Annotated in this window: 17 protein-coding genes; 9 read left to right on the top strand and 8 right to left on the bottom strand. The window is 44.9% G+C overall.

Going from position 1 to position 23,542, the window contains the following annotated elements:
• Positions 1-46 precede the first annotated feature (46 nt).
• The 7 genes from QUA77_RS18570 to QUA77_RS18540 form a co-directional block, all read right to left on the bottom strand.
• A complete protein-coding gene (locus tag QUA77_RS18570; RefSeq protein ID WP_333451693.1) occupies positions 47-553 on the bottom strand; it encodes a PD-(D/E)XK motif protein in 507 nt (168 codons plus the stop codon).
• Entirely contained in the window at positions 550-3,315 is a 2,766-nt protein-coding gene (locus QUA77_RS18565) for a Z1 domain-containing protein (protein ID WP_333451690.1), read from the bottom strand. The genes QUA77_RS18570 and QUA77_RS18565 overlap by 4 nt, the downstream gene beginning before the upstream one ends.
• Before the next feature lie 65 nt (positions 3,316-3,380).
• Positions 3,381-4,595: a DNA cytosine methyltransferase gene (locus QUA77_RS18560; protein WP_333451688.1), complete on the bottom strand. Its 1,215-nt coding sequence runs from the start codon at positions 4,593-4,595 to the stop codon at positions 3,381-3,383.
• Positions 4,596-4,965: 370 nt separating this feature from the next.
• Positions 4,966-5,121, bottom strand: a complete 156-nt coding sequence (locus QUA77_RS18555) for a hypothetical protein (protein WP_333451687.1) — start codon at positions 5,119-5,121, stop codon at positions 4,966-4,968.
• A 40-nt stretch (positions 5,122-5,161) separates the two neighbouring features.
• Positions 5,162-6,898, bottom strand: coding sequence for a hypothetical protein (locus tag QUA77_RS18550; protein ID WP_333451685.1), 1,737 nt, complete (start codon positions 6,896-6,898; stop codon positions 5,162-5,164).
• Positions 6,899-7,020: 122 nt separating this feature from the next.
• On the bottom strand, positions 7,021-7,866 hold the full coding sequence (locus QUA77_RS18545; RefSeq protein WP_333451683.1) for an SMP-30/gluconolactonase/LRE family protein: 846 nt from the start codon (positions 7,864-7,866) through the stop codon (positions 7,021-7,023).
• Between the two features lie 256 nt (positions 7,867-8,122).
• Entirely contained in the window at positions 8,123-9,514 is a 1,392-nt protein-coding gene (locus tag QUA77_RS18540) for a transposase (RefSeq protein ID WP_333451682.1), read from the bottom strand.
• 194 nt (positions 9,515-9,708) lie between these two features.
• Between QUA77_RS18540 and QUA77_RS18535 the strand changes: the two genes are divergently transcribed.
• From QUA77_RS18535 to QUA77_RS18510, 6 genes are all read left to right on the top strand, one after another.
• A complete protein-coding gene (locus QUA77_RS18535; RefSeq protein WP_333451680.1) occupies positions 9,709-12,819 on the top strand; it encodes a BTAD domain-containing putative transcriptional regulator in 3,111 nt (1,036 codons plus the stop codon).
• Between the two features lie 187 nt (positions 12,820-13,006).
• A complete protein-coding gene (locus QUA77_RS18530; RefSeq protein WP_333451678.1) occupies positions 13,007-14,215 on the top strand; it encodes a flavin monoamine oxidase family protein in 1,209 nt (402 codons plus the stop codon).
• Positions 14,216-14,458: 243 nt separating this feature from the next.
• Entirely contained in the window at positions 14,459-14,980 is a 522-nt protein-coding gene (locus tag QUA77_RS18525; RefSeq protein WP_333451676.1) for a DUF4242 domain-containing protein, read from the top strand.
• 151 nt (positions 14,981-15,131) lie between these two features.
• Positions 15,132-15,875: a hypothetical protein gene (locus tag QUA77_RS18520; protein WP_333451674.1), complete on the top strand. Its 744-nt coding sequence runs from the start codon at positions 15,132-15,134 to the stop codon at positions 15,873-15,875.
• Between the two features lie 98 nt (positions 15,876-15,973).
• Positions 15,974-16,696 carry a peptidylprolyl isomerase gene (locus QUA77_RS18515; protein ID WP_333451672.1) on the top strand — a complete coding sequence of 241 codons (723 nt, stop codon included), beginning with the start codon at positions 15,974-15,976 and terminating at the stop codon, positions 16,694-16,696.
• Positions 16,697-16,777: 81 nt separating this feature from the next.
• Positions 16,778-17,851, top strand: coding sequence for a class I SAM-dependent methyltransferase (locus QUA77_RS18510; protein ID WP_333451670.1), 1,074 nt, complete (start codon positions 16,778-16,780; stop codon positions 17,849-17,851).
• A 327-nt stretch (positions 17,852-18,178) separates the two neighbouring features.
• Here QUA77_RS18510 and QUA77_RS18505 read toward each other — a convergent pair whose 3' ends face one another.
• The gene (locus tag QUA77_RS18505) at positions 18,179-19,903 is read right to left on the bottom strand and encodes a zinc metalloprotease HtpX (protein ID WP_333451668.1); all 1,725 of its coding nucleotides are present in this window, start codon (positions 19,901-19,903) and stop codon (positions 18,179-18,181) included.
• A gap of 226 nt (positions 19,904-20,129) precedes the next feature.
• On the opposite strand from QUA77_RS18505, the gene QUA77_RS18500 reads away from it, so the two are divergent.
• The 3 genes from QUA77_RS18500 (at position 20,130) to folB (ending at position 23,474) form a co-directional block, all read left to right on the top strand.
• On the top strand, positions 20,130-21,413 hold the full coding sequence (locus QUA77_RS18500) for a glutamate-5-semialdehyde dehydrogenase (protein WP_333451666.1): 1,284 nt from the start codon (positions 20,130-20,132) through the stop codon (positions 21,411-21,413).
• A gap of 183 nt (positions 21,414-21,596) precedes the next feature.
• Positions 21,597-22,964: a serine/threonine-protein kinase gene (locus QUA77_RS18495; RefSeq protein WP_333451664.1), complete on the top strand. Its 1,368-nt coding sequence runs from the start codon at positions 21,597-21,599 to the stop codon at positions 22,962-22,964.
• 153 nt (positions 22,965-23,117) lie between these two features.
• Entirely contained in the window at positions 23,118-23,474 is a 357-nt protein-coding gene (folB, locus tag QUA77_RS18490; protein WP_333042049.1) for a dihydroneopterin aldolase, read from the top strand.
• Positions 23,475-23,542 lie beyond the last annotated feature (68 nt).

The following is a 23,542-nucleotide window of genomic DNA, read 5'->3' as shown; positions in this document are numbered from 1 at the left end:
ATTGTTCGTAATTCATATTATTCAGCTAATTTTTTCTTTTATTTTACTAGAGCGCTCGCACTTTCGCAAGAGGTCTAATATGCCGCAGAAACCAGAGTTCACCATATAATCCTTGCTGTTCCGCTTGGCTAAGTCCTTCGGGGTTATGTTTTTCTAAGAATGCTTGCCATCGCTGCAGACGGGTAAAGAAAGCCCCTACAGCGTTTTGCTCATCCGCAATCGGGGCAATTGCATCAACAATGTCCTGTACTAATGTTGTAAAGATATCGCTGTAATGCGAGTTAATAAGTACCAGTTGCAGGGTGACATGGGAATCCTCATCACCTTGCAGGGCTACACGCCTAACCTCAAAGCAGGTAGAATTAGGAAAAACAGCGACTTTTCCGATTGATTTGTAATCCACTCGCATCATCAGCAAACGTGCATTAGAAGGTCTTTCAATAGCGATATAAACATCGTATTTAACCTCTGGTAACAGGCGGCGGATGATATAGCCAGAAGGTACACTTGCAGTATCCTCTTCCAGCATTTTCCAGGTTTTTTGTACTGTCATGGCTGACCAAATTCCTCTTTCCAGTATACATTGTTAACCTTATATTCGACCATCTGGGCTGTCTTGCTATCGGGGAAACTCATCACAAAACCGATCACAGGAATTTCCGAATCGATTACTTCGGGTTCTAGTGGATAGAGCAACAGTAAGCCGTTCTTTGGTGAACGCTTGGAACGCAAAATTTTTCCGTTAGGTGTATTGCCAGCCCCCGGTGGTTTACCAGCCTCTTCTCGCTGAATCCTAGTGAGATCGAGAATCTCTTGACGAGTTACCTCTGATAGATCGAGCCATTCATCCGTTGGACTCAGGAGTCGAGACTTGCTCAGGCGATATTCTTGAGAAGATTCAGGGGAGGCATCCTTACGCAGAGTTGTACCCACTTCATGTCCCGCAATACACCTTTTTTTGCCTCGATTATTTGATATAAGAATAACAGTCCATAACACGAGTTCTTTTTGAGGAAGTTGAGCGTTAATGTAATCTACAAGGTGTGTGGTGTTCGCAGTTTTAACTTTAGGATGTGATTGATAGCCTGAAATAAAATTGGTAATTTTTTTAGCCGGGACATCTTGCCAGATATAGTTGTTTTCTTTCCTAGAGTATTCACCAAGTGTTCTCAGCATTTCTTCAGTAACTTCAAGGTTTTGTTGGTTTTTATTTTCATCCTTATAGAAGATCGTGGTTTCACTAAGGCTTCTGGTGTATGACAGTTGCATGACGGTGCCTGTCTTCATCTTATTAGCCCCGGTGATGACCAGCCCTTGTGGGTGCGTGCGAACTTTTAGACCAAATTCATCAGGTGTCGCTCCGGCATCAGCCATATAGTCAAACTCTTGCCGGAGTTCCTCACTGGCAACAGTGATGTGTTCGTACCATTCAACCAAGTCATTAGTTGTGTACAATCGGCAAAGGTCGAGATATCCTGGTCTGTATCCAAACCATCGACCCATTTGCATCAGCGTGTCGTACATCTTTGATGCTCGGAGATAATAGCTGACGCTCAGACCTTCCAAGGTCAAACCACGAGACAATTTATCGCCGCCGATCGCAATAACACTCAGCCCATTCTTGTGTTCCCAGTAGTCTAGTACATCCTTTGCTGTGCCGTTGATTTTCTTGACCTGAATCTTAGAGGAAGCATGATGCAGTAAAGGTTTAACTTCTTCCCAAGAAAGTGATTTTAGTTCTGGATCAATGGATGAGAGTATGGATGAAGTAGTTGGCACAAAATCATCTTTCCATAGCTGCTCAAATTCTTCCTCTAGCTTACCTGTTACTTTGCCATCGCAGTGCCGCAGTCGTTGTTTTAGAGAAGTCAATTCGTCTTTTACTTGCTTTGCTACCTCGGATTGGACAGCCGTAAAACGGGCGACATGAACTAGCATTGAGTTGTGTTGGTTCTCCTGTCCTCGCACAATTCTTGCAGCACAACAAAGAATAAACGCCCTAATTGCCTCCTTGAGAGAACCTGGAAGTTCACCCGGAACATGATCTTTTTTGTGTTTGTCCGGCATCCATTCTCTTTGGTCTTCTACTGGTCGGATGATAGGCAACGCTTCTGATACTTCAAGACCAATAGCCGGATCGGTGTCCAGTCCAAATACCTCTACTGGGCCGATGTAGTTTGATGGTGCAGGTAGGTTGATAATGAAACTACGTGGAAAGAGATCGTCTCCAAATTCTTGATTTTTTTGATCCGGATCTGGGTAGATGAAGATGTTAGCAAATGGTGTAGCTGTGTAACCCACATAAGCACTCCTTTCAAAACTGTGAAGCAGCTTCCTGATTAATCCATTAATTGCTGAAACATCATACTCTTCTTGAACTTTGCCATTTTCATCGAATAGTGGGGGATTTGTGTTGATTGAGGCATTGTCTGCCTCGTCATCAATGACGAGTAAGGGAACTCCTCTGACGATGCGTTTTCCTGATTTTTCATCTTTATCCCCATGACGTAAAGCCCACTGTAGGAGATTTTTGAGTACAGTTGTATTCTTTTTGACAACAAACAATAGTGGATTCCCACCCCCTGCTGATACCCCAAACTGACCTGCTACTTTTTTATTAAAATCACCATTATTGGCACTGTTTGTAGCTGAATCAGCAATCAGCCTCTTTCCAACAGGAATTAGCCCTACTCCAATGGCGGAACTCTCTTGAGTCGAAGCTCTGTGTAGTTGTGAGTCATATCCCAGAAAACCTTCGTCTAAACGGATCTGTGTCTGGCTCCGCAAGCTGTTCTGGATACCAGCAAGCACAATAATCAGTTTATATCCTGCATCAACCGCCTTGCAGATCAGACCAGTATAGTTTGCTGTTTTTCCCGACTGAACCTGTCCAACAACCATCCCCCTCCGATCCCACCTTCCTGAGCGTAAAGGGTTCTCTAGGCGTTGAAGAATAGAGTCGGTCAACTGGTCTAAACCTTTGGTAGTCGCTGGTGCCCAGCCCTTTTCTTCCTCTAAATAACGTATATAACGGTTCCAGAAATCCCAATTGATTTCACTGTTGCGATCAGCCAACCAAGGGATATGACCCTGTTTATTTTCTAGTACAGTACCTAAACCCATCCAAATATTGAAAAGACTTTCAAGTTCCCGGACGAGTTTTTCCTCATCTACCTCAACGGTATGGCCCTGTTCGCTAGTTCTAGTAGAATCAACGGCGATTTTGACTTTTTCTTGAATGATTTGCCGAGTGGGTGTCTGTTCACCCTTCAACAGAGCTTGAGCCACCAGACGAGCTCTATCGTAGTCGTTCATTTTAGGTCTTCTCCATTTGTCTGCTTTTAGTTGTGAAATGCACTTGAGGTATAGCTGAAGCTAGGTTAACCCCTTTCAGCCTGAGCTTCGTAGTAGGCTTGTACTTGTTTTACAATTGGTCTGGCGATCGCTTCAGCTAAAAGAGGTGGTACAGAATTCCCAACTAGCTCAAACATTTTCGTCATAGGTGCATCAAATACAAAATGATCGGGGAAACTTTGCAGTCTAGCAGCTTCTCTTACAGAGATACTTCTGGTTTGTGTTGGATGGATATAGGCCAAACAATCTTTCTGCATATGTGCCGTTAGTGTCCATGAGGGTTTATCCCAGTGTAAGCGTTTATACTTATCCTCAAAACTCCGCTCGCTGTAGCGTTTTAACTCATCAGGGATATTTTTATATATACCTCCTTGAGGCATGATGCTAAAGATATGCAAATCTTTATCATTATGCGATCGACACATATGATTCATTACCGTATCAGAAGATTGAGTTCTCATTAGCTTTTGATACTCCGATTTAGGCGAAAAATGGTAAGCTTTAGGAACGTCTATTTGCTTGGGTGCAGTGCTTTTCCTCTTCAAAGGTAGACTTATAGGCTTTAATTCTGGTAAATCTCCAATTGCGTCCCCGACAGAGACAGGAGAACTTGTATTCACATCGGGAAACTCGAAAGTTAGATTCGTATCTTTACGCCTACCCACAATAAATAAGCGTTTGCGGATTTGAGGGACACCGTAATCAGAAGCAGTGAGAATTTGATGGCTAAGATTATAGCCTGGATAATCCTTTCTTTTTCTATTTAATCCCTTTTGTAAATCTTTTGTAAAAGTAGGAAATATCCAGTGATTGAGAAGATAATTGACGTTTTCAATTACAAAAAAGAGAGGCTTATAATATTCAACTACTCTAATAAATTCTTTATATAAAAAGTTTCTAGTGTCAGTTTCGATATGTTTTCCTAAAGACTTCATTTTACCTTTGCCTACTACTGAAAATACTTGGCAGGGTGGGCCCCCAATTAAAATATCAATCTCTCCAGGCTTCAACCCCAGCTTACTCAAATCAGTAATAGATTCGATAGACTGAGCATCACGCATCAGTGTACAGTTAGGAAAGTTTCTATGATGCGTTCTTATAGCATGAGGATTTTTATCAATTCCCCCTAAAATTTCACACCCAGCATTCTGAAAGCCTAAGCTCATCCCACCTGCACCGCAAAAAATATCGAGTACAGTTGGTGATTTTATATTTGGTGTTTTTTGTCTTAATTCTAGCATTTTCGATAACAAACTACGCGATTTTTTATAATTTTACATTGATTTGTAGCTGTTATATCATAAATATTAAAATATGTATTTCCTCTTGAATATTGATATCATAGAACAATCTCTCAAGAGATCAAGATATTTAGAAAACAGTGATAGCAACTATACAATTATTTTCTGCCAATTCGCCCTCTCTCCAAAACCCATCAAACACCGCTGACATCGGCTATCAACCGACAAAGCCGGAACCTTAAACCTCGCCCCACAGTTGGGACATTCCAACAGCAAGCATAAATGATGCCGAGCCTGCTTCGCAGGGACTGCGCTAACACACCCGTCACCGTCTTAAATAAACTGCCACTCCATCTTATGACAAGGTGACTCAGCATAACAAGCCCCACACAACCGAATCGGTTCCTGTTTCATCCCAGCAGGCGCTAACATCTGCACTAACAGAATAATTAGGATTTTCTAACCATTCTAATTCATGTTTGATATCTTCCCAATCCCGTAATTGACTTTTTTTTAGAGTTTCCATGCTCTGCCTAGGAATGCAGATGCTTTGGGTCTGCCTCGCCTTACTTCCCGGTCAATTTTACAATACAAGACGCATCCAAAACCACTAGAATTTCATTTTGAAAAACAGCACAACTTGTCATTGCTGAAGCTAATGCGGGAATTTTCCCTTGTTCTAGAGAAAGGCTCGCCTCTGGTGTAGAATCAAATTGATTTAGCCAGCCATCATCCTTTATATACTGAAGAGTCAAAGCATTGCGATCGAGCATCCAAAAATTCACTCCATATTGATTAATAAAATTTTGCAATACAGCTCGATCGGGAGTGTATTGAGCGCGAATTAAATCGTTTACTCGCTGTTGATATTTGCTGTAGTAGCCTTTCTGATAAGGCACTGCATATTCCTTTGCCACCAGAACCGAACGCTGACTAAATGTTGGCAGATGGTCAGTCTCTGCCCCGATCGAAGCAATCAGGATATCTTTAGGCTGTTGCTCAAAAAATTTGTACAAAGCTGGCATTTGACCTTCTATATACCCGACTGTGGGAAATTTTTTGACAAAGCAGGGATAAAGGACAACGGCGATAGCGATTGTCGCGGTAGTAATTAGTGCCACTAGATTTTTTACATTAAATGTTGTTGCGCTTTTTGATGCCAAATGACCCACTATATCGATAATTAAAGTTAGGGAAATCGCAGTTATGAAAACTACAATAAATCGCAAGCTGTAGGCTGTATAGCGACCTGGTTGATACAGCTTAAAAATGGTAGCGTGAGCAGCTAAAAACATCGCCGAGGATGCTAAAAATAGCTGAAGTAAAAGCCAGATTTGGCGTTGAATTTGATTTGCTAAGGGAAAAGCCGATCGCAAAAATAGCAGCAGCGGAAATAACAGCCCTACACAGTGAGTTACAGGCGTAAACAGCGACTTGGGAAACATTCCGCTGCCCCGCCCTGTCAACCAATAATCTTTGGGATTTGGACGAAAAAAAGCATTTCTGCCGTCTGGTGCAAATTCGGCCATTTGCTTCGCTTCTGCGGCGGTATAAGTTGGGCCAAATTCAGAGTTATCTAAGGCATAGGGCAGCATTACTAAAAATATTAATCCCAAACCTGTAGTGCAAAATAGGTAATTTGTTCGATCGCCAGACAAGCGCAAACCGCCTTTTTTCCAGCATAGCAGGCGCAAAACTAAAATTCCGGCAGCAACCAAGGCGTAAGGAGGATAGAATAGTCCGATAAGTGCGATCGCTCCCAAACAAGGCAGCAACGAACTGCGCGACAAATAATATAAAAAAGCCAGAAATATCGGATATATAAAAGCTCTTGGCGTTGTGGAAGCCAAATCATCAGTCATCCACATATGCTGATTTAACAGCAAAGATGCAATAAATCCAGTCATCGGCACTGGCAGAATTTCTAGGCAAAAGCCAAAACAGTAATAAGTGGAAATTAAGCAGAGAAATAGCGGCAATATTTTGTGAAATAATAGCGGGTGAATGCCAATTGTTGTTGCTAATTTGTAGAGCGTGCTGTATCCTGCGGGAGCGACTGATTGAAAGTAATTAGCAATGAAATCGTTGGGGAATAATTCAGGATCGACAAACCGCATCATCCAGAAAACGTGCTGCCTCGCATCGTCTTGCACCATATACTCGGCGCTCAAGACTTGCTTGAGTCCTAAAATAGCATAAATTGCGGCAAAAGTCAAGCTGAGAGTCAACCAAAATATTGTGTGCGAGCGGGATTTTTCATCAACAGTCGCAGTCAGAAATTTATGCAAGCGGGCTATGAACATCGCAGTCAAAAAATGTCTTAAATAAAAGTTCGCAGCAGCGCTGAAGAACTACTACAAACAAATACTTTATATGAGATTCGCCTGCAAATGTCACTTTACTTTCAACTTCGCCCGATTTTAGATCATTTTCCAGCCCGCACGCCCGGAATTTTAAGCCGAATTCGATAAAGACTTTTACTTGCAGTAATGTAAAGCGTTTTGCGATCGCTTTCTCCCCAAGCCAAATTAGTCGCCGTCTCAGGAACAGAAATCTTCCCCAAAAGCTTACCAGCCGGCGAGAAAATCCACACTCCCCCCGGCCCGGTGCTGTAAACATTCCCCTCTACATCAACTTTTAAACCGTCGGGAACTCCGCCTTGACTGGCATCTTTTAAATCCGCAAAAAGCTGCTGGTTGGTAACAGTTCCGTCCGGTTTTACATCAAAAACAGCAATGTATCCCGCTTCCGAATTATTAACATAAAGCTTTTGCTCGTCTGGTGAAAAGGCAATGCCATTCGGCAGCACCAAATCCTTAACCAGCAGAGTTAATTTTCCGTCTGGTGCCAGCCTGTAAACCCCGTAAAAACCCAATTCTTCCTGGTCTTTACTAACACCGTAGGACGGATCGGTAAAATAAATGCTGCCGTCGGATTTAACGACCACATCGTTCGGGCTGTTGAGCCGCTTGCCCTCGTATTTATCCGCCAATGTGATAACTTTGCCGTCTTTTTCTGTGCGCGATACGCGGCGATTTTCGTGTTCGGCAGTAAGCAAGCGGTTTTCTTTGTCTAAAGTATTCCCGTTGGCTTTTCCCGAAGGTCTGCGAAATACCTCAACTTGCTGATTAGAGGCGAATTTATAGATAATATTGGCGGGAATATCGCTGAACAGCAAAAAGCCGTCTGGATGCCAAATCGGGCCTTCTATAAATTGGAAATCCCCAGCTAGTTTTTCTAATTTCGCGCTGTCATCGAGAATACGTTGCATGGTGTTTTTTTTGTCCTGGCTTTCCGTTTGGGCGGTCAAGTTGGTCAAATCAGATGTTAACTTGTTGGACAAATTGCTGTCCTTGAAAGGTTTTAACAGATGATTTTTGAAAAGCGTGTTGCTGAATGCTAGAGTCAAAACTATAAACAAGAGGCTGAAGGTAGCAATTTTGGCGCTCATGTTTGCCTTGTTAATTGCATTGAGTGAGAGTCGTAGTAAAAGCGATCATACCGTACCTCAATACTCCGGACAGTTTTTAAGCAGCGAGAGTACCATAGGATAGGACTGACGGAAGGTTAGGGTGATTTAAAATTAAATTCGGGTCTAAATCTAACTTATCAATAAAGGTGTAAAGTATATGCCTATTGAATTCAAGGCGTTTATAAGAAGCCATCGAAAACACGAATGTATCGGGAGATGAATGACGATTATAAGCTTCATATTTGGCTAAATTTAAAGCAATCAAACTGGCATTAAAATGAAAATCCAGGCGTTGACCACTACAAGATTGGCAATCGGATAAACCTGTAAATTGTTTGGCATCACGAAAAATAAATTCAATTTGAAAACGAGCCCGATAATACTCAAGTATTTGCTCACCTGTCAGATCGAGATCAGTGCTGAACAATAAAATATTTTTAATTTTACCGTTAGGTTGAACTTCTTGAAGACAAGCTAAACGTATTTGACATTTTAAACAAACACTCCATACTACTAATGAATAAAGCTTAACCCCCGGCTTAATTTCTTTGATAAAAGTTAAGTTTTTTAATTTGTTACAATCTACTTTTCCATCATATTTGCGAGGTGCACCTATTTTGTTTTTTTCACCTGTATAGATGTAATTCAAGTTGGCATCAGACCGTAATTTACTAATCAAATGTAAATTTAAATCCCCTACAGCATCCCAGAACTTGGCGCGACAATAATAACCGTCAGCTACCAAATAACGTACAGATTCTGGCAATATAAAACGAGTTTCTTTTAAATGTTTGGCATAGTCGTCAACTCTTGTTAATTCAGGCGTTGAGCTTTTAACTGCCTCTTTTTTTGTCTGTTTTTTTGACGTTTTTTTCCCTTTAGGAGTTAGGGGAGTTTTGGGTAGTTCTGTAGGAGGACGCCAGGGCGTTTGTTGTACGCTCACACTATAAGATAAATGAGTTTCAACTTCGACAAGAGAAATGACAGAAATTTCTAATCCCTCTTCAGGTCTGCCAGCTACACCATTATAAAATGTAGCTTTACCTTCAGTCTTTTTGCCACTTTTATTAATAAATGAACAATCGATTGCAGCAATAATTGTTCGCTGAGAATTCAAGGCTTTCTTGATAAAACATTGATGGAATTCACTAAAACTAAATTTTTTCAAAAAATGACGACGATAAGTTTTTTCACTCAATGAACTATAACGGCTCAGATTGGTAAAATTAACTTTGCCATAAACAAGTAATATGGTGGAAAATAAAATTACCATAAACTTTTTTTGTGATTGACTAATCCCTGACATTTGTTGTAAGATAGATTCTAGAATATTCATCGGGCATTTTTTTAAGTTCGTGTGTTTTTTGAGCTTAACGTAAAAAGTGCCTTTTTTTTGATTATCGGTTAAAATCTCAGGGAGTTTTTGGCTCTGCTCGCGGAGCGCCACTGTTCCAAAACTGTCCGAAGTATTGGTACCTATATTACATTTATATTAAGAATACAAAATTGTGGCTTCCAACAGACCGCCGCGCGGATAACATAGTATAGCAATGTCATTTAAATTTGCGATCGCCACCTGCTGACATTCCTGAAGTTAACACGCCGGAGCATGGATTAAAATCACAAATAATATCTAGCTATATGCTTTCTACCTTAGATATCAAACTACTAGGCGGATTCTGCCTTTCCTGTGCAGACAAGCCCGTTGTCGGTGTCACCGCAGAGCGCCCGCAAGCTTTGTTGGCTTACCTGGTACTGCACCGCGATATCCCGCAAACCCGTCAGCGGCTTGCCTTTCAATTCTGGGCCGATTCAACGGAGGCCCAAGCTCGCACCAACTTGCGCCGGGAATTGCATCACCTGCGTCACGGACTCCCCGATGCCGATCGCTACCTGCTGGCGGATGCCAAAACCCTGCAATGGAATCCCCATGCGCCTTTCGTGCTGGATGTGGCTGAGTTTGAACGGGCATTCGCCGCAGCAGAAGCAGCGGAACGAGCCGCAGATGTTAACGGTGCCAGAACAGCCTGGGAGCAAGCGATCGCACTTTACGGCGGTGATTTGCTGCCGAGTTGTGAGGATGAGTGGATTTTTTCAGAGCGCGAACACCTGCGACAGAAATTGCTCCATGCACTCGAATCTCTGACTCGCCTGTCGGAAGCTCAGGGTGATTATCGGGCTGCAATCCGCTCTGCACAGCGCTTACTGGAGATCGATCCGTTGCACGAAACCAGCTACGCAGCTTTGATGCGATCGCACCATTTGAACGGCGATCGCGCCAATGCACTGCAAGTCTACCACCGCTGCATGACTTTGCTGCGCGAGGAACTAGGAGTAGATCCCAGTGCGATCACTCGCAAGCTCTACGAGCAACTGTTGCTGGAAGACGCAGCGCCCGACATTCAACCATCCTCTCAGTCCGCCGGGCCGCCCCAAACGACTTTGTTTCCCTCGCCTTTGGCTTTGTCGCCTCTAGTGGGACGCGATCGCGAATGGGCATCGATTCAGCAGTGGGCAAAGCCGATACTGCTTGCGAACTGCGGCGCGATCGCCAGCGCTGAGGCATCGCCAGTGCTCTTGCTCGCGGGCGAACCCGGAATCGGCAAAACTCGCTTGCTGGAGGAGTTGCGATCGACGGCACAGGCGGTACAAGTGCTGTGGGGACGCGGATTTGCGGCCGAGATGGTGCGACCCTACGGCATCTGGATCGATGCGCTGCGATCGATCGTTATTCCCCCCGCCCTCAACATTCCGCCGGAGCTAGGTTTCTTGCTCCCAGAGCTCGCTGAACCTGGGAAAGCTCCGCCCGATCGCAGTCATCTGTTTGATGCGGTGGTACAATTGCTGGCTCAATCTGCCAGTGAGACTGCGTTAATCGTGATTCTGGATGACATTCAGTGGATCGATGAAGCCTCATCGGCATTGCTGCACTACGCCATCCGCTTGTTGAGTCACAAGCGGATTTTATTCGCCTGCACCGCGCGTTCCAGGGAACTAGAGGAGAATGCGGGCATGGAGCGGGTGGTGCAGGCTCTCAGACGAGAACGACGGCTGCTAACGCTGGAATTGCATCCTTTCGATCGACAACAAACGGCTGAATTGATTCGCAGACAGCAAGCGGTTAATCCGTTAGAGCTATCTCCAGAAGCGGTCGAGCGCGTATTTATCGATAGTGGGGGGAATCCCCTGTTTGCGCTGGAAGTTGCCCGGGCATTGTCCCAGGATCGGTCTACTCATGCTGATAATTTAGAGGCTTTGATCCGCGATCGCCTCCACCAATTAGATGACATGGCTCGCGAATTTTTGCCTTGGGCCGCTGCATTGGGGCGGAGCTTCAAACCGACAGCGGTGGCTCATGTGGCAGACTATCCGCTGCCGAAATTGCTGATGGCGATCGAACAGCTCGAACAACAAACCATTATCCGTCCCAGCGCCTCTGTCGGTGACGAAATCGGCTATGACTTTGCTCACGATATTGTGCGTCAGGCTGTCTACCGGCAGTTGTCACAACCGCGCCGCCATTTGATACATTTGCAAATTGCCCATAAATTGAATCAACTCTCCACACCAGACGGTGCCTGGGCTGGCGATATTGCGCGTCACGCGGCCATCGGGGGCGATCGAGAATTAGCAGCGTCTAGCGCCTTCTGTGCCGCCGAACGCTGCCTGAAATTGTTTGCCTACACCGAGGCGTCCGACCTAGCTCAGCTTGGGATCGAGCAATGTCAAGGACTTGACGATCGCACTCGCATTCAATTGCATTTAAAATTGCTGCGGGTTAGCGCGATCGCAGGCGTTACAGGCGATCGAGTCTCTCAACTCGACAGCGAGGTGCACCGCTTAATCGATGAAGCAAATGCTCTCGGTTTAGAAGAAGCAGAAGCCACGGGACTTGAGGCATTGGTGATCCTGCATTTCGATCGCAGCAACTTCGCTAACGTTCATCAACACTCGCTGCGCGCAGCAGAGGTAAGTCGGGCATCCAGTCCAGCTACTGCCGTGCGATTGCTGGCCTATGGCGGGTCTTGCTTGGCGGAAATTGGACGGGAAATGGCGCGGGCAGAAGCATTGTTGCTAGAAGCGCAGTCCCTGGCTGAGAGAGTTGGTTTGAAGAACATCGGAATTGACCAAGGGTTCGGTGCCGTACAGCGCCATCACGGGAACTATGCCCAAGCGCGAGTTTTGTGGCAACAGGCGTGGCGATCGGCGGCGGCCCAGCAGGATCGCTGGTGCGAGTGTTATAACCTCAGCTATTTGGCGATGACGGAACTGGAAGCGGGCGATCCGGCGGCGGCATTGCCTTATTGTCAGGAAATGGCGATCGTCGGAGCCAAAATCAAAGGCGAAGGCAGTGAAGGTGCGATCGCCAATGCACTTTTAGCTTTAGCAAACTATCAGCTTCAGCAAACTGGAGCCGATGCTGCTTTGGAGCGGGCGATCGCGACTTTGCAACAGGTGGATGCGAAACGGATGCTGTCTTATGTGCTGATTGGGGCGGCTCAAGTCGATTTAGAGTGCGATCGACTCCTTTTGGCAACAGCCCGCGCTGAAGCTGCTTTAGAAGCTGCTCAGACCGTCGATCATCCCAGCGAGATTGCTCTGGCTTGGGCGATTTTGATTGAGGGTGCTTTAGGTTTGGGCGATCGAGAAGGGGCGATCGCGCGGTTTGAATCGCTGCGCGATCGCATCGATCGCCCTGCGCTGAGTTTCCGCGCCCGCACTGCTGTCGATCGGGCGATCGAACAGATTTAGTCATTAGTTATTAGTTGTAGCGAACTGCTATTAGGGATGGTGTTCATCACAGGGAACTTTACTTTACTTCATATCGCCGATCTAATTTTTTAAACTCTTCAGCTTGTTTGATAATTGCTTCATATTCTCCTTTTTTGCTAAATTATGCAAAACCTTTAGTATTACTGTAATTATTGGCTAGAACGCTATGTTTAAAATGAATCGCCGTCAATTTCTATTAAGTAGCGCTGTAACGTTTGGTGCGGTAATAGCCCATGCTCAAGTTAAAGCCCAAAACTCCCGAACTCCAGGAGCATTAGAGAAAGGACTATCCTCTCAGAAAGTGATCGTCGTCGGAGCCGGGTTGTCTGGTTTGGTTGCCGCTTACGAGTTAGCAGGAGTAGGACATACAGTAACGGTTTTAGAAGCCCGTGAGCGAGTAGGAGGGAGAGTTTTGACCTTGCGAGGCAATTTTAGTGATAATCATTTTGTAGAAGCAGGAGCAGCAAGAATTCCATCCGATCACAATTTAACACTTGGCTATGCTCAACATTTTGGTTTGACTCTCAAGCGTTTTTTACCACCAGATGGGCTTTACATTGCTGTGAAGAATGGGCAACGTCTTCTGATTTCTGCTGCTGATTTAGCTAAAGTTATACCAGGCGGAGACATATCAAAAGTTGTTAAAATTGCTCAAGGTTCAGATCGATTACCACAAGCATTTGCTACCGCTCTAGTTGATAAAATTCATCTAGGATCTGCGGTTACTCGCATTGAACAAACTTCTTCAGGGGTTCAAGTCTTGTGCCAATCAGGACAGCAATACACAGGAGACTGCGTAGTGTGTACTGTTCCCTTGCCAGTCTTGGGACAGATCAATTTTCAGCCTCCACTATCACCTCAAAAACAGCTTGCTATCGCTGGGGGTTATAACTATCGCGCAGCGACACGAATGTTTGTTGAATTCTCCGAAAAATTCTGGGAAAAAGAAGGATTGAATGGTTGGGGTTTGTTTGACGATCGTCCTGAAGAACTGTGGCAACCAAGTTGGGATTTTCCTGGAAAAACAGGTATTTTGGAAGCTTATCTGAAAGGGGAAAATGCCCTTGCTATGGATGCCCTCGCCCCAGAACAACAATTGCCTCAATTACTACAGCGATGGGAAAAGATTCTCCCTGGTGTCAGTGCTTATCAGGGCAAGATGACCAGTTATTCTTGGGCTAAAGATCCTTGGTCGAGGTCTGGTTGGGCATACCCGACTGAAGAGCAAGAAAAAAGGTTTTTTGATGAACTTGGAAAGTCGGAAGGTAAAGTCTATTTTGCTGGAGAACACACTTCTACTACGAGGGGATGGATGCAGGGGGCATTAGCATCTGGATTGAGGACTGCTAAAGAAATTCATCAGGCAAGAACTTAATTTTCTGATACTTTTGTACGATCACACTATCATTTACAGATTGGCTGAGAATGCGAGCGTAGAGCAGACTGTACCTACGTTTATGTTGGGGGTGACAACTCGCTCACTTTGTCCACTGCGAGGCGCTGAAAAAATTCGGGTGAGAGTGAGGAAAATCATCAATCGCTACAATTAGTCATGAGTCATTAGTTAACAGTCAACAGTGACCAATCAACAGTAATTACTAATTAAGAGGAAGTAATTATGTCTCTTATCAAAGTTGAAACCGTTGCCGATCAACCCATCACCGCAGAAATGTTAGCTGATACGCGAGTTTTGGATTGTCTTGGGGCAAGAAATGGCACGTGGCGCTACTCTTTACTATCAGCCGATCGCGATCGCATGATTTGCACCTTTGAGGCACCAGATGCAGAGTCTGTGCGACAAGCTTATCGCCAAGCCGATGTTGGGTTTACCAAGGTTTGGACAGCCCAAGTTATTGAACCTGAAGGTGTGCCACCTGTATGGAACGAACCAATCCTCAAGCTGTTGGAGGGAAGCTATCCGAATGGCTTTACCGATGAAGAGTTGAACGAAGCCCAGCGATTAATTTTAGCCTGCTATCAGGAACTGGGTATTGAATGGGTGCGTTCCTATGCGTCGCTGGATAAAACTCGTGTCCTGTGGGAACTGAACGCGCCCGATGCCGAAGTGATTCGAGAAGCCCACGGTAAAGCTGGAATTCCCTTCGATCGCGTTTGGTGTGCGGAAGTTCTCAAGCCTTGAATTCGCGCGGACGATCGCGCTTGGATGCTTTGGGAACGCTTCGAGAACGCTTTCGGAACGGTTTCGGAACGATCGCCTCGTTAGATTGATATCAAGTTAAGCAAACAACCAGCAAATTAACAAATCCCTTTACACTTTAAGGAGAAATAAAATGGCTGAATTTGACCTTGGTACCTTGCCATCTAATAGTGCCGTAGTAGTTCCGCGCCGCACTATCAGTAATCTCAACAGCAAAGACACCTACAGTTTCCGTCTGGATAGCGATAAAAATATCAACCTTGGGCTGGTTGGTATGACCGACGATCTGAATGTTCAACTATTTCGGGATTTCAATGGCAATGGCTTAGTTGATGGTAACGATAAGCAAATTGCTATTTCCGATCGATTGCGTTTGGATGAAGTAATCAACTTGTCCTCAGTAGTTGCTGACGTTGATGCAGGCAATTACGTGGTGCAAGTCAATCGGAACCGTGCGTTCAACGATACTCCCTACAATTTGAGAGTATCGGCTGACGCGCTCGGAACACCCAGCAAAGTCCTCGCCGTAGAAGATGATTTCGGTGCCGTCTTTTCCAACGACAAACCAAGAACTCATCAAGGTTCTGTGGGTAACACCGACACCACCGATACTATCCATTTCGCTGTCAATACCCAGGGATTTTATCACTTTGGTCTCAATAATCTCAGCGCTGATGCCGATCTCCGATTGATTCAAGACAAAAACAACAATCGCGCCGTCGATGCAGGTGAGGTAATTGGAAGTGTGGTTAAGCGAGGCACTATTTCCGAAGGATTTGTCCAAAACTTGGCTCCTGCAACTAACTACTATCTTCAAGCCTCTCAATTCACAGGTAACACTAATTATTCTGTTACCTTGACTCCGATTCCCAACTAGAAAGTCCTGGATGTAAAAACTTTATCTGTAGGGTGCACACTGTGCACCTTACCCTATCAATTGTTCGTTCAAATGGCTTTAATTGAAGCCAGACAGCTATGACCGCAGTTTTATTACAAATCCGCAATCGCACCCTCTCTGGAGAGGAGATAGTTCCTCGACTTGCCAGCTACCAAATGCTGCCCCAATTATACCGCGAGAGCATCATTGATGAAGCGATCGCCCCCATCGATTGCACCGCTGAAGAAATCGTGAATGCCAGCCAGCAGTTCTACGAACAAAATCAACTGATCGACGAAACCACAAAGCAGCTTTGGCTAAAACAGTACGGAATGAGTCGGGAATTTTTAGAGACTGTTTTTATTCCGCGACTGCTCAAAATTGAGAAATTCAAACACCAAAATTGGCATCACAAACTAGAGTCATATTTTCTGCAACGCAAGCGATCGCTAGATCGAGTCATCTATTCTTTGATTCGGGTTAAAGACGCAGAAATTGCCCGCGAACTGTATTTTCGGATTCAAGAAAAAGAGCAATCATTTGCCGAACTGGCGCGCGAGTATTCCCAAGGTCCAGAAGCTCAAGTCAATGGAATCGTTGGCCCGGCCGAACTCGGCACAATCCACCCGAATTTGGCGCATCTGTTGGCGATAAGCCGGCCCGGTCAGCTTTGGCATCCTATCCCTGTAGAAGGATGGCTGGCGATCGTCAGATTAGAAACATTGATTCCGGCTCAGTTCGATTTAGCGATGCGTCAACGTTTGCTGCGCGAATTGTTTGAAACTTGGGTGCAAGAACAGATAGGTGAAATGTTGAATTGACGGGCAGGAATCTGACGCTCGTACCCCTGGCAACATCCAATCTTCCAAATAGAAACTTTTGAATACCATCACGCTTAAATTATGATGACACAAACATTCGATCAAACCAAAGCAGAAGCATTCGCCGGACGGATGCTGGACATTCTCAACAGTGGCGCACTCTCCGTCATGATTTCGATCGGGCATCGCACCGAACTGTTTGACACAATGGCAGAATTGCCGCCCTCTACCAGTCAACAAATTGCCGATGCTGCCGGATTGAACGAACGCTACGTGAGGGAATGGCTCGGTGCAATGGTAACGGGTCGCTTAGTGGATTATAATTCGATCGACAAAACCTACACTTTGCCGACAGAATATGCAGCATTCCTGACACGGGCTGCGGCTTCTGACAACATTGCCCCCTTTGCTCAATTCATTCCGGTGTTGGCATCGGTGGAAGACCGGATTATCGATTGTTTCTACAAAGGCGGCGGTGTACCCTACTCAGAGTTCAAACGTTTTCATGCCGTGATGGCAGAAGATAGCGTACAAACCGTGGTATCTGCTCTATTTGACCATATTCTGCCACTGATTCCCGGACTTACCGAAGCGTTGCAGCGGGGTATTGAGGTGCTAGATGTCGGCTGTGGCAGCGGGCGAGCACTCAATAAGCTGGCTGAAGCCTTTCCGAATAGCCGATTCACAGGCTACGATTTTTCGGGAGAAGCCATCGCCAATGCCAACACGGAAGCGCAATTGCGGAAGTTGAATAATATCCAGTTTGAGGTGAAGGATGCCGCGACATTGGATGAATGCGATCGCTACCATTTCATAACCACATTTGATGCAATTCACGATCAAGCCAGACCCGATATTGTCCTGCAAAACATCTACAAAGCGTTGCGTCCCGATGGTGTTTACTTGATGCAAGATATCCGCGCCACCACGGATGTCGGCGGTAATCTAGACCATCCCATTGCCCCCTTCCTCTACACCATTTCTTGTATGCACTGTATGACAGTTTCTTTAGCCTATGGCGGCATGGGATTGGGCACGATGTGGGGTCAAGAAAAAGCGCTGCAAATGTTGAGTGAAGCTGGGTTTAGTAGCGTTGAAATCAAGCAACTAGCCCATGATTTCCAGAACGACTATTATATCATCAAAAAGAGCTAAAATCATGTGCAAACTTTGTGCGCTCGGTCAACAATTGCAGAAGAAAAAACAACTTAAATCCGGGTTGTTGGATACCAGCCAATTTTCGGTCTTCATCGATTTGAAACAATTGTCCTCCACACCGGAATTCAAATCAGCTAAACCACCTAACAATCCTCAGTCATCAGTTAAGCCCTTGGTTTAACACTCAGGGATTCTAATTAGGAAGATGTTAATCTCTCAATTGCTTAAGTTGACACGAATGCTTTCCTCCTTAACCCTGACTTAAGGCGAATAAAGTCTTTACTATGAACCTGTTGGTAGTAAGGACTTTATTCGTTTCAACTTTTAAGCGGGAAATGAAACAAATAGCACCGCAATACCAAGAACGATCGCCGCTATACCCATCACAACAGACCAGAAGCGGTGATAACTCTTAACCGTAGTACCGCTATCGCTTTCAAGCTGAATCAAATCCATCCAAGGTGCAACACCCCGGCGGAACCAACCCAAAGCGCTAACATCCATTCCAATCAAACTTTCAACCCGTTTCATGCCAAACAGAAAATTACCAATTGGCCCAAAACGAGAAGCATAGCGCAGATAAATCATTCCCGTTCTGTCTTGCAGTTTCAAATCAGAACCGAAGGTATAACCCGCATCGCCGCGACCAATTAATTCGCCTTGCAGTTGCGTCGGTTGACCCCGCAAGGGACTTGCATAAGGGTCAGACATTAAGGTTAAAACATCCAAGTGTTCTGCTTCTTCGTAATTGGGGAACATCACCAAAGTCTTGAGCAAAATTCCCGCACCCAAACCGATTAAAGGACAAGCAACCATCATCATCGGGTTTACAGCATACAGGGAAATGCCGATCGCAAAACCCACAGCTAAGCCCAGAGTTTCTGCACTGTACAGCAGTAAATCGAACACAAAATTGCCGTACAATCTCCGCTTGCTCAAATCGTTGCCTTCGCCGACAATACGGCCCATGTCAAACTCAATATCCAAGCCTAATTGTTCGGCATAAGTGCTCAAAGCGCGAACTCGTTTACCAGTCAGCGGGTGAGTAGAGTTCAACTCCATCCACCAACCCCAGGGATTAAACATATCCCACAGAAACACTCGCCCAATTTTTTCCGGTTCCGAAGTAATTCTGTAAGCAGTGCCGGTAGATGTGGCAGCTTTGGCATCGTAAATGCCTAAAGCGCGAGTTCCTTCTAATAAGCGGCTGGGTTCGGTTGCTCTTTGTCCTTCTTCCAGAATACCGTAAGCAATTTTTACCAAAGCGCGAGACAAAGCATTGGGATTTCCGGTTGTTTCGGCTGCAAAATGGTCGGCAAAATATTCTCGCGTCCGCGACAAATACAGCAATAAATAAGTGCCTGCGATGTAAAACAAATAAGCAACAGCAGCTACAGTACCGGCAGCATCTTTAGCTTTGTCGCCACCACTTCGCCCCATCCTTTGAGCTGTAGTGTAAATTAAATAAGTAATCTGCACCAAAGTCGAAGCTAAAGTCATTACTGCAAAGTCCCAGTGGACGATGTGACCGAGTTCGTGGGCATAAACAGTGGCAATTTCCTCGTCGTCTAAATAGGTAAAAAGACCTTGACTGACGACTAAGCGAGCGCTGTTGGGAAATGAACCGTAAGTAAAAGCAGTAGGGTTTTGGTCGTCGATAATTCCTAAACGTGGCTGCTGGAGTTTTTTCTGCTTGCAAACCTTCTTAATAACTTTTGCTGTTTCGGGACTTAGGCTTTCAATTTCTGCTAGGGAAACCCAGCGAGTATGGTAGAGCCAATTTTGGGTTAAGTCCATCAAGTAAGGCGATAGGAAAAAAGTAGCAAGGTTAAAAATTAGAGTTATCGGAAGTGCGATCGCCAATCCGGCGACTGGATCGGGACTGTTGAGAATTAAAACTGATGCTAAGGATAGCGCTAACACCATACCAAACAGCAGGCTGATGGTGACGCCGGAAGCTAAAACGAGATTTCCGCCAGTTTTCTGTATCAGTTTAACGCCGGCTTTGGCGGCTCGCCCTGCCTTGCGTAAAGGGGCGTGAGATGACATAATACTCTCCAAAGGTTATTGACAAAAGGAAATGATCGTGGGATTTTATCTATACTTCACTGTTTTAACCTGTTAATGCGGATTGCTGTAAGGGGTCTCAACAAAAATATAGAATTTCCTCTAGAATTGTTAAGACTGAAAACCGCCCCGAAATTTATTTGTGCGGATTCAATTCAAAACTCAAAATTCAAAACTCAACAATCAAAACTATTTAAAAGTTACTGCCATGTCTATTATTGAAATTGCCCAAAAAACGCGCGTATCTGCTAGAAAATTGGCAGTTTTGTCCGCTGATGCCAAAAATCACGCTATTGAGGCTATAGCTAAAGCTTTAGAAGCTGCTGCGCCGGATATTGTGGCGGCGAATGCTGCTGACTGCAAGGCGGCTGAGGTGGATGGAATTGCGAAACCGCTGTACGATCGCCTAAAGTTGGATGAGAGCAAGTTGAAAAGTGCGATCGCGGGCGTGCGCGACGTTGCGAAACTCCCTGAGCCGATCGGTGTCGTGCAAATCCACCGTGAATTGGATACAGGATTAATTCTGAAGCGCATCACCTGTCCTTTGGGCGTTTTAGGCATTATTTTTGAAGCGCGCCCAGAAGCTTTAATTCAGATAGTATCCTTGGCAATTAAATCGGGAAACGGCGTCATTCTCAAAGGCGGCAAAGAAGCAGTCCGTTCCTGCGAAATCTTGACAAAAGTGATACATCAAGCATTAGCAGAAACTCCTGTTAATCCCGAAGTCGTGCAGTTGCTCACCACGCGGGAAGAAACAATCGAACTGCTGAAAATGGATGAATATGTAGATTTGATTATTCCCAGAGGTTCTAATTCCTTCGTGCGGTTTGTGCAAGAAAATACCCGGATTCCCGTGTTGGGACACGCCGACGGCATTTGTCATTTGTACGCAGACAAAGCAGCGGATATTCAGAAAGCCGTAGAGATTTCTGTAGACGCAAAAACCCAGTATCCAGCCGCCTGCAATGCCATTGAAACCTTGTTAGTCCATAGTGCGATCGCCCCCAAATTCCTGCCCGCAGTTGCCACAGCTTTGCAGCAGAAAAAAGTTGAATTGCGGGGAGACGAAAAAACTCGCGCCATCCTAGAAAATATTGCCGAAGCTACAGAAACCGATTGGTCTACAGAATACAGCGATTTGATTTTGTCAATCAAAATAGTAGATTCTGTGGAAGAGGCAATTAACCATATCAATACTTACGGTTCGAGACATACAGATGTCATTGTTACCGAAGACAGCGAAGCCGCCGAAACTTTTTTAAATGGAGTCGATGCAGCCGGAGTTTATCACAATTGTTCGACTAGATTTGCCGACGGTTTCCGCTACGGCTTCGGTGCAGAAGTGGGGATTAGCACGCAGCAAATGCCGCCTCGCGGGCCTGTTGGTTTAGAGGGGTTGATTACCTATAAGTATCGAGTTGTTGGAGATGGCCATATTGCTGCTAGTTATGTAGGGAAAGATGCTAAGGGGTTTACTCATCGGGATTTGTAAATCCTCGATAGCCGATCAAACCCGACAATAAAAAAGCCTGTAAATACTGAATCTTAACCAAAGTGTCTCTTCTCCTTCATCCATCCCAAAAAAAAGCGATCGCCCTGAGCTTCAAACAAACTTAGCTACAATGAGCTATACTGTGCTCGGCGACTCCCCAAATCGAACAATTTGCCGTGGTTTATGTCTAACTCCTCCCTCCTCATCCCTGGTTCGACTCTCGAAAAACGCTACCGCATCCTCCGCGAATTAGGCCGCGGTGGCTTCGGCCGCACTTACCTCGCCGAAGACATCAACCGCTACAACGAACATTGCGTGCTCAAAGAGTTTTCTCCGGTGGTTCACAGCCCCAAAGCGGCCGAATTGTTCGATCGCGAAGCGAGTATGCTTTACCACCTCCAACACCCGCAAATTCCAAGGTTTCGAGAACTCCTGCGAACGGATTTTGGCGGGAATCCATCTTTATTTTTAGTGCAAGATTATATCAAGGGTCAAACCTACGAAGAAATATTGATATCGCGGCAGCAGCAAGGTAAAAATTTTACCGAAGCCGAAGTTACTCAACTGCTATTTCAGCTTTTACCAGTTTTAGAATACATCCACTCAAAAAATTTAATTCACCGCGATATTTCCCCGGATAATATTATTCAGCATGACGCTGACAAACTACCATTTTTAATTGATTTCGGTTCCGTTAAGCAAATCGCAGCCAATGCCGTAGTTCAGTTTAACGGACAATCGGATACGGCGATCGGCAAACAGGGCTATTCGCCGGCCGAACAAATGCGACTGGGGAAAGTTTCTGCTGCTAGCGATTTGTATGCTTTAGCCGTCACGGCTTTGGTACTGCTAAGCGGCAAAAAGCCTCAAAAATTGTACGATATCAATAATAAAACTTGGGATTGGCGATCGCACGTCACCGTCAGTCAAAATCTCGGTACTGTGTTGGATAAGATGCTAGCAGAACAACCGGGCGATCGCTACCAATCCGCAAAAGAAGTCCGCGAAGCACTCAAAGATCCAAAACTATCTCACATTGGCAGTATAATTTCCCAAATGGTGACAATGAACTTTGTCGGCCGCCCTTTCAAAAACGCCACTCAAACTGCTACCAGCAATCATACTCCTGTTAACCCAAACCCTCAAATTGTTAAAAACAACAACATTTTCCAGTTAATACCTTGGAAAACCCTAGGGAGTTTAAGCGTGGTTTTATTGCCGGGAATGTTAGCTTTTAGTGTAGTCAAATCTGGTTTCACTTTGCCCAAGTTGCCGGAGTTACCTAAATTTTCTTCCCCCCAGCAACCTCCCGATACATCCTTAGAGGAAGCAGAAATAATTCGTCAAGAAAAGATTGGTAAACGACGCAAAAATCTCAACATTGATCAAGATATATTCTATCAAAAAGTGGATGAATTATATTACAATAAATATCCAGAATTACAAGGGCGCAGCTTGACAGAAAAGCCAGAAGATGCTGAAATTAGGCGGAAATGGTATGAAGTTGCTGAGGATTTACTCGACAAGTTGGAGAAAGGAGGAGAGTTATAAAATCTAAGATAGAATAAGAGTGATTGAACCGCAGAGGGCGCAAAGAGCGCAGAGGCAGAAGGAAAAGGGCAAGAAAAGAGAGGTAAGAGAAAGAGAACTTTATCTGGTTTAATACAAATTGGTATAGACAACGCACTTTTAGTTTATTGCAAAATGGATTCTATTCAACTTACAGGAATTCGCTGTTACGGATATACAGGCTATCTGCCGGAAGAGCAAGTTTTGGGGCAGTGGTTTGAAGTGGATGTTACTCTATGGCTGGATTTATCGCAAGCTGGAAAAAGTGATGATATTCAACATACTCTTGATTACCGCAGCGCAATTACTCTGATTCAAAAGCTAGTCAAAGACTCGAAATTTTTATTAATCGAACGCCTAGCAGATACTATTGTTCAAGCGCTTTTAGAACTACCGTTAGTCGAAAAAGTTAAACTACAACTCTCGAAACCTGCTGCCCCCATCCCTGATTTCGGGGGTAGAATTACTCTAGAAATTACTAGAAGTCATTAGTCATTAGTTCTTAGTCATTAGTCATTAGTCATCAGTCGTTAATCTGCGTTAGTTTGTCGCTAATGACT

The sequence above is a fragment of the Microcoleus sp. K5-D4 genome (genome assembly GCF_036704575.1).
Lineage (GTDB): Bacteria > Cyanobacteriota > Cyanobacteriia > Cyanobacteriales > Microcoleaceae > Microcoleus.
The sequence above is the reverse complement of the archived record's forward strand: the minus strand, read 5'-3'. Positions and strand labels throughout refer to the sequence as shown.